Below are 13,121 nucleotides of genomic sequence, written 5' to 3'. Positions count from 1 at the left end.
GCGATGACCGGATCCGTGTCCCGACCCGCCCCGCGCTTCGTCGACAGCACCGAAGGAGTGCGCGTCGCCGTTTACGAAGAGGGCAACCTCGACGGACCCACGCTGATCCTGGTGCATGGCTGGCCGGACTCGCATGTGGTGTGGGACAGCGTGGTGGCCCGACTCGCCGAACGGTTTCACCTCGTCCGCTACGACAACCGCGGCGTCAGCCCGACCTCGGCACCGAAACGTGCCGCGTCGTACACCACCGCCCGCTATGCTGACGACTTCTCGGCGGTCGCCGACGCCGTCTCACTCGGCCGGGGAGTGCACGTGGTGGCTCACGACTGGGGTTCCGCCGGCATGTGGGAGTACCTGTCGCGACCGGAGGCCGCCGAGCGGGTCGCTTCGTTCACGTCGCTGTCGGGGCCGAGCATCGACCACGTCCACCGGTACGTCATCGACGGACTCAAGCGGCCGTACCGGATCCGCAGACTGGGGCGCGCGCTGAACCAGTTCACACGGTTGAGCTACATGATCCTGCTGTCGGTCCCGGTGGTCGGCCCGGTGCTCGTGCGCACCTTCATCGCCGAGGGCCTGCGGCAGTTCCAGCGGATCGCCGAGGGCATCGCCACCGATCGGCTGCTGCACTCCGATACCTATCGGGCCGACGCCGCGCGCAGCGTGAAGGTTTACCGCGCCAACTACTTCCGCGCATTGCTCACCACACGCACTCCCCGCGTCGTCGACGTCCCCGTGCAGCTGATCGTCAACACCGGCGACGCGTTCATCCGGCCCTACGTCTACGACGAGATCGCACCCTGGTTGCCGACGCTGTGGCGGCGGGAGTTGCGCGCGGGGCACTGGTCACCGATGTCGCACCCGCACGCGATCGCGCGGGCCGTCGCACAACTCGTCGATCACGTCGACGGTGGTCCGTCCGACCGGGAGCTGCGCAGGGCGCGGGTGGGTGTGCCGCGCGAGCACTTCTCGGACACGCTCGTCTCGGTGACCGGCGCAGGCAGCGGCATCGGCCGTGAGACCGCGCTGGCCTTCGCGCGGGAAGGCGCCGAACTGGTGGTCAGCGACATCGACGAGGCCGGTGCGAAGGCGACGGCGGCCGCGATCGAAGCCGCAGGCGGCGTCGCGCACGCCTACCGGCTCGACGTGTCCGACGCCGACGCGGTCGAGCGGTTCGCCGACGAGGTCTGCGCCACCTACGGTGTCCCCGACATCGTGGTCAACAACGCCGGCGTCGGACAGGCCGGCCGCTTCCTGGACACCCCGCGCGACGAGTGGGACCGGGTCCTCGACGTGAACCTCGGCGGAGTGGTCAACGGATGCCGCGCGTTCGCCCGTCGGCTCGTCGAGCGCGGCACCGGCGGGCACATCGTCAACGTCGCCTCGATGGCATCGTACGCACCGCTGCAGTCGCTCAACGCCTACTGCACCAGCAAGGCCGCGGTGTACATGTTCTCCGACTGCCTGCGCGCCGAACTCGACGAGGCCGGGATCGGGCTCACCACCATCTGCCCGAGCACCGTCAACACCAACATCGTGCGCGACACCCGCATCCACGCGCCGGCCGACCGCACCGGCGACGTCGCCGGCCGGCGCGGTCAACTGCAGAAGATGTTCGCGATGCGCCGTTACGGCCCCGACAAGGCCGCCAAGGCGATCGTCGCCGCCGTCAAGGCGGACAAGGCGATCAGGCCGGTGATGCCGGAGGCCTACTTCGTCTACGGTGTCTCGCGGGTGCTGCCGCAGGCATTGCGCAGCACCGCCCGCGGCCGGGTGCTCTAGCCGTTTCTCGGCTTCTCAGCCCTGGGCCGCGATGTCTTCGAGGACCGCGAACATCGTGCGCGTCGGAACCCCGGTGCCGCCCTTGGGGGTGTAACCCCATGGGCCGCCGGAGTTGTACGCCGGGGCCGCGACGTCGATGTGCGCCCACTCGACACCGTCGGCGACGAACTCGCGCAGATAGGTGCCTGCCACGAGCATGCCCGCATAGCGCGAACCACTGACATTGGCGAGGTCGGCGACCGTCGACTTGAGCTCGTCTTTGAGTTCCTCGGGCAGCGGCATCGCCCACGCGTTCTCACCAACCTGCTGCGACAGCGTGGCCACCCGGTCGCGGAAGGCATCGCTGCCCATCACACCGGGCGTGCGGGAACCGAGCGCCACGGTCTGGGCGCCGGTCAGCGTCGACGTCTCGATCAGGTAGTCGGGGTCGTCCTCGCAGGCCCGCACGATCGCGTCGGCCAGGATCAACCGGCCCTCGGCGTCGGTGTTGAGCACCTCCACGGTGGTGCCGCCGTACTGGGTCAGCACGTCACCGGGCCGTTGGGCGGTCGACGACGGCATGTTCTCCGCCATCGGCACCGTCGCGATCACGTCGATCGGCAGCTTCTGCTTGGCCGCGAGCGCGACGGTGGCGATCACCGCGGCCGCCCCGCCCATGTCGGAGGTCATGTGGTGCATGTTGGCGGCCGGCTTGATCGAGATGCCACCGGTGTCGAAGGTGATGCCCTTGCCGACGAGCGCTACTCGCTTCGCCCGGTTCTCCCCACGCATCTTGGCGCCCTTGTGGGTCAGCCGCACCAGCCGTGGCGGCCGCGACGAACCCTTGCCGACGCCGACGATGCCGCCGTAACCCGCCTTGGCCAAGGCCTTCTCGTCGAGGATCTCGACGCTCAGACCGGCGGCCTCACCCAGCGCCTTCGCGCGCTGGGCGAACTCGTCCGGATAGAGGTGGCTGGGCGGGGTGTTGACGAAGTCGCGGGCAGTCGCGACGGCGACGGCGATGTCGGTGGCACGCTGCGCGGCGTCGCCGGCGCGGGTCTTCGACTCCTGCGACAGCGCGGTGATCGCCCGCAGACCGCCGTCCTTGGGGGCGGTCTTGTCGCTGCGGAACTCGGTGAAGCGGTACGAGCCCAGGATCAGGCCCTCGATCGCCGCCTCCAGGTCCAGCGCCGACAACGTGCTCAGCACCGCCGCGGCCTTGTCGAGCGACCGCGCCGCGTTGCCGGCCGCTCTTCGCACGGTGTCGGTGGGCCACTCGTCGCGGTCCTTGCCCAAGCCGACCGTCAGGACGCTGGCCACCGGCAGCGAGGACACCACCAGGCGGTGCGTCTGGCCTTCACCGCCGGTCGCACCGACCGCCCCCAGTGCGGCCTCGATCTCCCGGACAGCGTCGCTGTCGAGGAACGGCGACGCGGTGAGAACGGCGGCGGCGTCGTCACGGCTGACGACGGGCACGACCAGCACGGTGTCGCCCACGCCGCGGCTCGGTGTGGAAGAACTGACGGTGACGATGGGGGCCTGGTAGCCGGGATCGGAACTCACGGGAATCCACCCTAAGGTGTCAGGCGTGACCGAACCCCTGCACGGCCCCCTCGAAGACCGGCACCGCGAGCTGGGAGCGACGTTCGCCGAGTTCGGCGGATGGTTGATGCCGGTGTCCTACGCGGGCACGGTCAGCGAGCACACCGCGACCCGTACGACTGTCGGACTGTTCGACGTGAGCCACCTCGGCAAGGCCCTAGTGCGGGGCCCCGGCGCGGCGGCGTACGTCAACGCCGCGCTGACCAACGACCTGAACCGGATCGGCCCGGGCAAGGCGCAATACACGTTGTGCTGCAACGATTCCGGCGGCGTCATCGACGACCTGATCGCCTACTACGTCTCCGACGACGAAATCTTCCTGGTGCCCAACGCCGCGAACACCGCCGCCGTGGTGGCCGCGCTCGCCGAACGGGCGCCCGACGGCGTGACGGTCACCGACGAGCACCGCTCGTACGCCGTGCTGGCGGTGCAGGGCCCCAAGTCCGCCGACGTGGTGGGCGCGCTCGGCCTGCCCACCGACATGGGTTACATGGGTTACGCCGACGCCGCGTTCGACGGCGTCGGCGTGCGGGTCTGCCGCACCGGTTACACCGGCGAGCGGGGCTTCGAACTTCTGCCGACGTGGGACGAGGCCGGCGTGGTGTTCGACGCGCTGGTGGAGGCTGTGCGGGCCGCCGGCGGTGAGCCCGCCGGACTCGGCGCCCGCGACACCCTGCGCACCGAGATGGGTTACCCGCTGCACGGTCACGAACTGTCGCCCCAGATCTCTGCGCTGCAGGCGCGCTGCGGGTGGGCGGTCGGGTGGCGCAAGGACGCGTTCTGGGGCCGCGATGCGCTGCTGGCCGAGAAGGACGCCGGTCCCAAGCGGCTGCTGCGCGGGTTGCGCGCCGTCGGGCGCGGGGTGCTGCGGCCGGACCTGACGGTGTTCGACGGCGACACCGCGGTCGGGGTGACGACGTCGGGAACCTTCTCGCCGAGCCTGAAGGCCGGTATCGCACTCGCGCTGATCGACACCGCCCACGACATCGCCGACGGCAGCCGGGTGGAGGTGGACGTCCGTGGTCGACGCGTCGAGTGTGAGGTCGTCAAACCGCCGTTCGTCACAGCGAAAACCCGCTAGCCACCGGAGATACAATTGCTTCCATGAATGACGGCCCCCTCGAGTTCACCGTTCACCGCAATGCGGAACCGGCGACCGACGAGGTACGCGCCGAAATCCTGGCCAATCCCGGCTTCGGTCGCTTCCACACCGACCACATGGTGTCGATCGACTACACCGTCGCCGCCGGCTGGCACAACGCCCGCGTGCTGCCCTACGGCCCGATCGAGCTTGATCCGTCGGCGCTCGTGCTGCACTACGCGCAGGAAATCTTCGAGGGGCTCAAGGCCTACCGGTGGGCCGACGGGTCGGTGGTGTCCTTCCGCCCGGAGTCCAACGCCGCCCGGCTGCGGAGCTCGGCCCGCCGACTCGCGATCCCGGAGCTGCCCGAGGAGGTGTTCCTGGAATCGCTGCGCCAGCTCGTCGCGATCGACGAGCAGTGGGTGCCGCCCGCCGGCGGCGAGGAGTCGCTGTACCTGCGGCCATTCGTCATCGCCACCGAACCAGGGCTCGGCGTCCGGCCCGCCGACGAGTACCGTTACCTGCTCATCGGGTCGCCGGCCGGGGCATACTTCCCGCGCGGTATCAAACCGGTCAGCGTGTGGCTGTCCCACGAATACGTGCGGGCCAGTCCTGGCGGCACCGGCGCGGCGAAGTTCGGCGGGAACTACGCGGCGTCGCTGCTCGCGCAGGCGCAGGCCGCCGAGAACGGCTGCGACCAGGTGGTGTGGCTCGACGCGATCGAACGCCGCTACGTCGAGGAGATGGGCGGGATGAACCTGTTCTTCGTCTTCGGCAGCGGTGGTTCGGCGCGGTTGGTGACACCTGAGCTGAGCGGTTCACTGCTGCCTGGCATCACCCGAGAGTCTTTGCTGCAGTTGGCAAGCGACGCCGGATTCGCCGTCGAGGAGCGTAAGATCGACGTCGACGAGTGGCAGAAGAAGGCCGCCGCCGGGGAGATCAGCGAGGTGTTCGCGTGCGGCACTGCCGCGGTGATCACCCCGGTCAGCCACGTCAAGCACAACGACGGCGAGTTCACCATCGCCGACGGTGAGCCCGGCGAGGTGACGATGGCGCTGCGCGACACGCTCACCGGCATCCAGCGCGGCACCTTCGCCGACACCCATGGCTGGATGGTCGAGCTCGCCCAGGCTTCTGCGGTACCAGGCGGGAACTGAAACCGCTGAGGATCGCCGGTCTCCTCACCTGAGCACCAGGCCCAGTGCCACCACCGTCGTGGTCACCTCGATCGCGGCGCCCAGCACGTCACCGGTGACCCCGCCGAACCGGCGCACGCAGTGCCGCACCAGCAGGGCGGCCACGCCCACCGCTGTCAACACCGCCACGGGCCCCTGCCAGACCCGCTCGGTGGCCGGGATGGCCATCGCTGCCACAACGACCAGCCACCCCACCACCACCGCCGCTGGTTGGGTGCCCGCCACGCGAGCGCCGAGCGCGCTGCCCGCGGCGGCGGGTGTCCCGCGCCGGCAGGCCACCAGCGCGGCGACCCGCCCTGCCGTCACCGCCGCGACGGCTCCCGCCGCACCGGCCCAACCGTCGGGCAGCATCGAGAACGCCAGCGCCTGCGCGCCCACTGCCACCACGATCGACGCCGCACCGAACGCGCCGGCCGACCCGTCGCGCATCACGCGCAGGGCGCGTTCCGGCGGGCCGTAGCACCCCAGCCCGTCGACGGTGTCGGACAGGCCGTCGATGTGCATTCCGCGGGTGGCCAGCAGCAGCACGGCCACGGTCAGCAGACCGGCCAGTGCGCTGTGTGCGCCGAATCCCCACGACGCCGCCCACAGCACCGCGGCAGCGACCGCACCGAGCGCGATACCGACGCAGGGCAGTGCGCTGAGCACGCCGCGGCCCAATCTTGCGGTACGGCCGGCAGGTACCGGCAGCACGGTGCCGAAGGCGAAGGCCCCTGCGACCGCACTGATCACGACGAGACGCCGGCCTCGTCGAAGGTGGCCATCCCGGCCAGTGCGGCGACCGCGGCGCGCACCACAGGCAGCGCAACCGCCGCGCCGGTGCCCTCACCCAGCCGCATCCCCAGGTCGAGGATCGGTGTCAGGCCGAGGCGATCGAGGGCGAGCGTGTGTCCGGGTTCAGGACAGCGGTGTCCGGCCTGCCACCACTGCCGCGCGCCCGGGGCCAGTCGGTCGGCGACCAGCGCGGCAGCCGTCACCACCAGGCCGTCGAGCAGCAGCGGCGTCCGGCGCACCGCGGCCTGCGCGCAGAACCCCGCCATCGCGGCCAGATCGGCACCGCCGCAGATTCGCAGCAGCGCCACCGGATCCGCCGCCACCGTGCGCGCGCGGTACATGGCGTCGCGGACCGCCGCGGTCTTACGCGCCCAGCCGGCGTCGTCGATGCCGGTCCCGCGACCCACTACCACCACCGGTTCCGAATTGGTCAGAACAGCGATCAACGCCGTTGCCGCCGTCGTGTTCGCGATCCCCATGTCGCCGGCGATCAGCAGGTCCGCCCCGGAGTCGACCTCGTCGTCGGCGATGCGGCGGCCCGCCGCCAGCGCCGCCTCGGTCTCCTCGCCGCTCAGCGCATCCTCGAGGGCGATGTTGCCGCTGCCACGCCGCACCTTGACCGCGCCGACCGCCGGCGTCAGCGGTTCGTCGCAGTCCACCGCGACGTCGACGACCCGCACCCCGGCGCCGGCCACCTCGGCCAGTGCATTGATCGCCGCCCCGCCTGCCGAGATGTTGGCGACCATCTGCGCGGTGACCTCCGACGGATACGCCGACACCCCGGTGGCGGCGACCCCGTGGTCACCGGCGAACACCACCACCCGAGGCCGGCTGAACTGTCGCGGCGGGCACACGCCCTGGCAGGCCGACACCCACACCGAGAGTTCCTCGAGCCGGCCGAGAGCGCCGGCCGGTTTGGTGAGCCGGCCCTGACGGGCCTTTGCCTGGGCCGCGGCGCCCGCGTCCGGTGGCGCCACGTCGGCAAATCCCACGTCGGCAAATCCCACGTCGGCAAATCCCACGTCGGCAAATCTCACCACGGCTCCTTCACGGTGATCGGTTGGCCCGCGACGATCAGCACCACACGATCGCACGTCGCGGCCAGCCGTTGGTTGAGCGCGCCGAGTTCGTCGGCGAACCGGCGTCCGCTGGCCGTAGCGGGCACCACGGTCAGTCCCACCTCGGGGCTGACCAGGGCCAGGGGCCCGGCGAACGCGGCCACCGCCGCCACTAGCGCGTTGATGCCCGGCGCCGCCGAACCGGCATTCCATGCGTCGCAGCGGTCCAGCTCCGCGGTCAGCCACCCGCCGATGTCGTCGACCAGGGTCGCCGTGGTGGGATCTTCGCGCAGGGCGGCGGGGACGTCGGTGGTCTCGGTGGTCAACCAGCGGCCAGGTCGGCGCTCACGGTGTGCGGCGACCCGCCGGGCCCACTCCACGTCGGCAGCGGGCGACGCGCCGGTGGCCATGTAGCGGACGGGCTCCTGTTGCGCCGCCGCGTCGAGCTGTCCTTCCGCCCACTGCGATTTACCGGAGCGGATGCCGCCGAGAACAAGTGTGCGCACCGTCGCCGGTCCGCCTCAGGTTACTTTGGCGCCGCGCTCGACCTGTGGGCGCGGGGCCCGCATCCGGCGCATCTGCGACGCCCGGCTGGCCGCGTAGAATCCGAGCTTCCACCCGGATTCGGTGTTGCCCGGGAACTTCTCGTCGACCAGACGGTTGACCTTGCGGCCGACGACGAACCCGTCGATGACCATGATGAGCACCAGCACGAGCATGGCCGGCGACAGTAGCCGCTGCACCTCGATCGACGGCACGGCGAGCATCACGAAGATCAGCGCCAAGGCGGCGGGCATGAACAGGCCCAGCACGTTGCGCCGTGAATCGACCACGTCGCGCGCGAAGCGCCGCACCGGCCCCTTGTCGCGGGGCAGCAGGTAGGCATCGTCACCGGCCATCATCTTCTCACGGCGCTCGGCCATCGAGGCGCGCCGTTGAATCTTGTCGGCCTTACGCTCTTCCTTGCTGAGCTTGGGTCCGCGCAGCTCCTTGCGGCGGCGACGCGCCTCAGCGGAAGTCAGCGGGGCGGGTGCCACCGGGCCGCGACGCTTGGCGGCGTCGCGTTTCGGGGTGGGCCTGCCTTTGGGGGCGGTCAGGCGCTCCCTGGTGTCCGATCCGGGCGCGGGTCTCGCCGTCGCCGCGGCCGCCTCGCGGTCCTCGGGTCGCTCGCCGTCATTTCTCCGGCTGGAGTCGCCTTTTCGGCCCAGCAGTTTCACATCCGCCAGATTACTTGCCGATCGACGGGGTTCGGCCGGGCGGGAGTCAGCTCCGGAATAACGCGGCAGCAAGGTACCGTTGAGGTAGTGGACCGCCGGCGGGTTTCGTCGGCGCGTTCCCCACGAACCAGCAGCAGGGATGCAAAGGGAGAGCAATGACTGTTCAGGATGAGTCGGCGACCGCCACCGCAACCCACGGTGTGCTTCTCACCGAAGCCGCGGCCGCCAAGGCGAAGGCCCTGCTCGACCAGGAGGGCCGTGACGACCTGGCGCTGCGCATCGCCGTGCAGCCGGGCGGCTGCGCCGGCCTGCGCTACAACCTGTTCTTCGACGATCGGGCGCTCGACGGCGATCTGACCGCGGAATTTGGTGGCGTCAACCTGACCGTCGACCGGATGAGCGCCCCCTACGTGCAGGGCGCCACGATCGACTTCGTCGACACCATCGAGAAGCAGGGCTTCACGATCGACAACCCGAACGCCACGGGCTCGTGCGCCTGCGGCGACTCGTTCAACTGATCGGCTAGTACTGGCTGCCGCTGCGCAGCAGATACGAGCAGACCAGCACCTCGTTGTCCCGGATGAGCAGCTGCGCGACCGCCTGTTCCTCCTCATTGGGGGGCTGCTGCCGCCGGGCCGAACCACGGGCCGGCGCCACCCGCATGGTGAACAGCACCTGAGCCTGATTCGCCGACCACGGCACGATCGTGTCGATGGACGTCACCTCCGCTCGGCTGAACTGTTTACGGAACGCGTCGCCCGCCAGACCTGCCAGCGCAAGATCCGACCGCTTCTCCTTCACGGCGTCGAACAGCCCGCACAGTGCATGCCGGGCAACCTGCTCGTCGTCGCCGTTGGACAGGGCGTCGAGGTAACCCTGGATCGCCGTGCGGGCGGAGGCGTCGCCGAGCGGCCCAGCCGCCTGCGGCGCACCGTCGTCACGGGTGGCGAAGACCACCGCTGCCACCAGGGCGGCCACCAAGACCGCGACGGCCACCGCCCACATCAGCCGTCTGCGCCCCCGCTCCGGATACTGCACCGGCGGGGGCAGCATGCCTGGATATGCCGACGGCACCTGACCCGGATAAGGTTGCGGTGTGCCCTGATGCGGCGGAAGCGGTTGCTGGGGGTAGGACTCCGGATAGGGGTACGGGCCGGCCATCGAGAACGTCGCTCCAAGGGGATTGTGAGATCAGATCGCCTGTCTACAGTGACCGCGCGGGCACTTGTACGCAGGTTAGCGCACAGCGGGTGTGCCACCGGGGGACGACGGGCCCCAGATCCGGGCGGCTAGGGTCGGGGTAGTGCAGACGACTTTGAAGGGTGACACTTCGTGACCATTGCGGTGACCGGGTCCATTGCGACCGACCATCTGATGCGATTCCCGGGCCGCTTCGCCGATCAGCTACTCGCCGAGCACCTGCAGAAGGTGTCGCTGAGCTTCCTCGTCGACGACCTGGTCATCCACCGTGGCGGCGTCGCGGGCAACATGGCTTACGCCATGGGCATCCTCGGCGGCGAGCCCACGCTGATCGGCGCCGTCGGCAGGGACTTCGACGACTACCGCGGCTGGCTGACGGCCCACGGTGTGGACTGCGACAGCGTCCTGGTCTCCGAGACCGCCTACACCGCCCGGTTCGTCTGCACCACCGACGACGACATGGCGCAGCTCGCGTCCTTCTACCCGGGCGCGATGTCGGAGTCGCGCAACATCAAGCTCGCCGACGTCGTCGCCCGCACCGGCAACCCCGACCTGGTGATCATCGGCGCTAACGACCCCGATGCGATGTTCCTGCTCACCGAGGAGTGCCGCTCGCTCGGTCTCCCGTTCGCGGCCGACCCCAGCCAGCAGCTGGCCCGGTTGTCGGGCGGCGAGATCCGCAGGCTGATCGACGGCGCCACCTACCTGTTCACCAACGACTACGAGTGGGATCTGCTGCTGCAGAAGTCCGGCTGGTCGGAGGCCGAGGTCATGCAGCAGATCCAGCTGCGGGTGACCACGTTGGGCGAGAAAGGGGTCGACCTCGTCGGACGCGACGGCACCTTCGTCCACGTCGACGTGGTCCCCGAAACCCACAAAGAGGATCCGACCGGCATCGGTGACGCATTCCGTGCCGGATTCCTCACCGGCCGCAGCGCCGGGTTGAGCCTCGAGCGCGCCGCCCAGCTGGCCTCACTGGTCGCGACGCTGGTGCTCGAAGCGCCCGGCCCGCAGGAGTGGACGTGGGACAGGGACGCCGGCCTCGAGCGGATCGGCGACGCCTACGGCGCCGACGCCGCCAAGGACATCGCCGGGGCGCTCGGCTGACGCCGGACGTCCGGTCAGAGCTGCACGGCCGGTCAGAGCTGCACGGGGTAGTGCGGCTCCCTGATCTGTGGGGTGACGCTGCCCTCGACGAAGATCGCGTGCCACAGCATGAAGATCAGCACGGTCCACAACCGGCGGCTGTGATCGCTGACGCCGGTCCGGTGCTCGTCGAGCATGTTGCGCACGGCCTCGGCGTCGATGAGATCGCCGGTCTGTGACGCCGCGACCGTTTCGTAGGCCCATTCGAGCAGTTCCCCCGACCGCAACCAGTGCCGGATCGGCACCGGGAAGCCGAGCTTCGGCCGGTTCAGCACGTGTGGGGGCACCACGGGTTCCAACGCCCGCCGCAGCGCGAACTTCGTCGTCGTGCGGGTGATCTTCTGCTCCAGTGGCAGCCGCGACGCCACCGCGAACACCTCGGGGTCGAGGAACGGCACCCGAAGCTCCAGCGAGTTGGCCATGGTCATCTTGTCGGCCTTGACCAGGATGTCGCCGCGCAGCCAGGTGAACAGGTCGATGTGCTGCATGCGTGCCACCGGATCCCAACCGTCCGACTCCCGGTAGAGCGCGGCGGTGACGTCGGTGTGCGTCCACTCCGGTGAAAACCGCCGGAGCACCGCACGCAGATGCTCGTCGGAAAAGCTGCGTGCGTTGCCGTAGTAGCGCTCCTCGAGGCTCTGCGAACCGCGGTGCAGCAGGCTCTTGCCGCGCATCCCTTCGGGAAGCGGAGCCGACGCCCTCCGCAACGAGCGCCGAACCGGTCGCGGCAGATAGTCGAAGGCCCGAAGCGACAGCGGTTCGCGGTAGATGGTGTACCCGCCGAACAACTCGTCGGCGCCCTCCCCGGAGAGCACCACCTTGACGTGCTTACGCGCCTCGCGGGCGATGAAGTACAGCGGCACCAGCGCCGGATCGGCCACCGGTTCGTCGAGATACCACACGATCGCGGGCAGCGCCTCGACGAACTCCGCCTGGCTGACCACCTTGGTGACGTGGCGGGCGCCGATCGCTTCGGCGGACGCCACCGCCACGTCGACCTCCGAGAAACCCTCCCGCTCGAAGCCGGTGGTGAACGTGATCAGCCGGGGGTTGTGGCGCATCGCGAGCGCGGCGATCGCGGTCGAATCGATACCACCGGACAGGAAAGCGCCGACGGTGACATCCGCGCGCATGTGCTTGGCGACCGAATCCTGCAGCACCGCGGTGATCTCGTCGTATCGAGACTGTTCCGCACCAGGACCGGAACCGGCGCGAAAGGGCACCGCGTCGAAGCGGGGGGTGAAGTACCGGGTCACCACCGGTGCCTGACCCGGCCGCATCCGCAGGTAGCTGCCCGACTCGAGCCGGCGTACACCGCGGTGCAGCGTCTCCGGCTCAGGGACGTACTGCAGGACGGTGTAGTGCTGGACGGCGCGCTCGTCCAGGCCGGTGTCGAAGCCCAGTTCCCCGGCCAGAGCCAGTAGACACTTCTTTTCGCTGCCGACCGCCGTCCCGCCCGGACCGGTCGCGATGTAGAGCGGTTTGATCCCGAACGGATCCCGCGCGCAGAACAGTTCCCCCTCCACGGTGTCCCACATCGCGAACGCGAACATGCCGCGCAGCCGCGACAGCGCGGTCGGACCCCAGTGGTGGTAGGCGGCGATGATCGCCTCGCCGTCCCCGTCGGTGGCGAACTCGGCGCCGAAGGCTTCGGCCAGTTCCCGTCGCAATTCCAGGTAGTTGTAGATCTCGCCGTTGAACACCAGCACGTAACGCAGCGGCGCCTCGGCGGGACCCCAGCGCAGCGGTTGGTGGCTGTGCGCGATGTCGATGATCGACAGCCGGTTGAAGCCGAGCACGATGCCCGGATCTTCCACGTCGTCCGACCAGGTCCCCGGTTCGTCTGGACCCCGATGACGCATCAGTTCAGCAGCCCCCGAAACCGCGCCGACCAGCGCGGGGGAGGGCTGCGCGGACGGGTCTTTCAGGAACGCCAGCAGTCCGCACACGGCGACAAGTATGCCCAAAGCGTCCCGGTTGAACGCCAAGGCAGAGGTGTGTCGAGACCGCCACCCCGGCGTGGTCTACGCTGCGTAGTATTCAAACGGTGGCATGGACCGCGCAGCGGTCGGCTTAGCGGACTTCT

At 69.8% G+C, this 13,121-nt stretch carries 12 protein-coding genes; 5 read left to right on the top strand and 7 right to left on the bottom strand.

Annotation, left to right across the window (positions count from 1 at the left end; genetic code table 11):
* The first annotated feature begins 3 nt into the window (after nucleotides 1-3).
* Entirely contained in the window at nucleotides 4-1,782 is a 1,779-nt protein-coding gene (locus G6N07_RS11930) for an SDR family oxidoreductase (protein WP_179959985.1), read from the top strand.
* Between the two features lie 15 nt (nucleotides 1,783-1,797).
* Here the strand turns inward: G6N07_RS11930 and G6N07_RS11925 are convergent, their stop codons facing one another.
* Nucleotides 1,798-3,324: a leucyl aminopeptidase gene (locus G6N07_RS11925; RefSeq protein ID WP_085191267.1), complete on the bottom strand. Its 1,527-nt coding sequence runs from the start codon at nucleotides 3,322-3,324 to the stop codon at nucleotides 1,798-1,800.
* Nucleotides 3,325-3,349: 25 nt separating this feature from the next.
* Here G6N07_RS11925 and gcvT point away from each other — a divergent pair, with 25 nt between their 5' ends.
* Nucleotides 3,350-4,444 (top strand): glycine cleavage system aminomethyltransferase GcvT, encoded by a 1,095-nt coding sequence (gcvT, locus tag G6N07_RS11920; protein WP_085191265.1) that lies wholly within the window; start codon nucleotides 3,350-3,352, stop codon nucleotides 4,442-4,444.
* A gap of 23 nt (nucleotides 4,445-4,467) precedes the next feature.
* The gene (locus G6N07_RS11915; protein WP_085191263.1) at nucleotides 4,468-5,601 is read left to right on the top strand and encodes a branched-chain amino acid aminotransferase; all 1,134 of its coding nucleotides are present in this window, start codon (nucleotides 4,468-4,470) and stop codon (nucleotides 5,599-5,601) included.
* A gap of 24 nt (nucleotides 5,602-5,625) precedes the next feature.
* On the opposite strand, the gene G6N07_RS11910 is transcribed toward G6N07_RS11915, so the two are convergent.
* Genes G6N07_RS11910 through G6N07_RS11895 form a run of 4 tightly spaced genes read right to left on the bottom strand, consistent with a single transcriptional unit; the run spans nucleotide 5,626 to nucleotide 8,689 of the window.
* On the bottom strand, nucleotides 5,626-6,372 hold the full coding sequence (locus G6N07_RS11910) for an adenosylcobinamide-GDP ribazoletransferase (protein ID WP_085191262.1): 747 nt from the start codon (nucleotides 6,370-6,372) through the stop codon (nucleotides 5,626-5,628).
* Nucleotides 6,369-7,421 (bottom strand): nicotinate-nucleotide--dimethylbenzimidazole phosphoribosyltransferase, encoded by a 1,053-nt coding sequence (gene cobT / locus G6N07_RS11905; RefSeq protein WP_085191432.1) that lies wholly within the window; start codon nucleotides 7,419-7,421, stop codon nucleotides 6,369-6,371. Before cobT ends, G6N07_RS11910 begins: the two co-directional genes overlap by 4 nt.
* A gap of 26 nt (nucleotides 7,422-7,447) precedes the next feature.
* Nucleotides 7,448-7,978: a bifunctional adenosylcobinamide kinase/adenosylcobinamide-phosphate guanylyltransferase gene (locus G6N07_RS11900; protein ID WP_085191260.1), complete on the bottom strand. Its 531-nt coding sequence runs from the start codon at nucleotides 7,976-7,978 to the stop codon at nucleotides 7,448-7,450.
* 15 nt (nucleotides 7,979-7,993) lie between these two features.
* Nucleotides 7,994-8,689, bottom strand: coding sequence for a DUF3043 domain-containing protein (locus G6N07_RS11895; RefSeq protein WP_085191258.1), 696 nt, complete (start codon nucleotides 8,687-8,689; stop codon nucleotides 7,994-7,996).
* A 155-nt stretch (nucleotides 8,690-8,844) separates the two neighbouring features.
* Between G6N07_RS11895 and G6N07_RS11890 the strand changes: the two genes are divergently transcribed.
* Nucleotides 8,845-9,207, top strand: a complete 363-nt coding sequence (locus G6N07_RS11890; protein ID WP_011560685.1) for a HesB/IscA family protein — start codon at nucleotides 8,845-8,847, stop codon at nucleotides 9,205-9,207.
* Between the two features lie 4 nt (nucleotides 9,208-9,211).
* On the opposite strand, the gene G6N07_RS11885 is transcribed toward G6N07_RS11890, so the two are convergent.
* On the bottom strand, nucleotides 9,212-9,850 hold the full coding sequence (locus G6N07_RS11885; protein ID WP_085191256.1) for an Rv0361 family membrane protein: 639 nt from the start codon (nucleotides 9,848-9,850) through the stop codon (nucleotides 9,212-9,214).
* A gap of 171 nt (nucleotides 9,851-10,021) precedes the next feature.
* On the opposite strand from G6N07_RS11885, the gene G6N07_RS11880 reads away from it, so the two are divergent.
* A complete protein-coding gene (locus G6N07_RS11880) occupies nucleotides 10,022-10,996 on the top strand; it encodes a carbohydrate kinase family protein (protein ID WP_085191254.1) in 975 nt (324 codons plus the stop codon).
* Nucleotides 10,997-11,028: 32 nt separating this feature from the next.
* Here the strand turns inward: G6N07_RS11880 and asnB are convergent, their stop codons facing one another.
* Nucleotides 11,029-12,984 (bottom strand): asparagine synthase (glutamine-hydrolyzing), encoded by a 1,956-nt coding sequence (asnB, locus tag G6N07_RS11875; protein WP_085191252.1) that lies wholly within the window; start codon nucleotides 12,982-12,984, stop codon nucleotides 11,029-11,031.
* Nucleotides 12,985-13,121: the final 137 nt, after the last annotated feature.

The organism is Mycolicibacterium doricum, from assembly GCF_010728155.1.
In the GTDB taxonomy this organism is placed as follows: Bacteria; Actinomycetota; Actinomycetes; order Mycobacteriales; family Mycobacteriaceae; genus Mycobacterium; species Mycobacterium doricum.
Note: the sequence above shows the minus strand (reverse complement) of the source record. Positions and strands in the feature narration are given on the sequence as shown.

What these genes read in the sequence shown, in the direction of transcription:
- G6N07_RS11930 (WP_179959985.1), top strand. Translation starts at nt 4, where the DNA reads ATGACCGGATCCGTGTCCCGACCCGCCCCGCGCTTCGTCGACAGCACC.
- G6N07_RS11890 (WP_011560685.1), top strand. Translation starts at nt 8,845, where the DNA reads ATGACTGTTCAGGATGAGTCGGCGACCGCCACCGCAACCCACGGTGTG.
- G6N07_RS11915 (WP_085191263.1), top strand. Translation starts at nt 4,468, where the DNA reads ATGAATGACGGCCCCCTCGAGTTCACCGTTCACCGCAATGCGGAACCG.
- G6N07_RS11885 (WP_085191256.1), bottom strand. Translation starts at nt 9,850, where the DNA reads ATGGCCGGCCCGTACCCCTATCCGGAGTCCTACCCCCAGCAACCGCTT.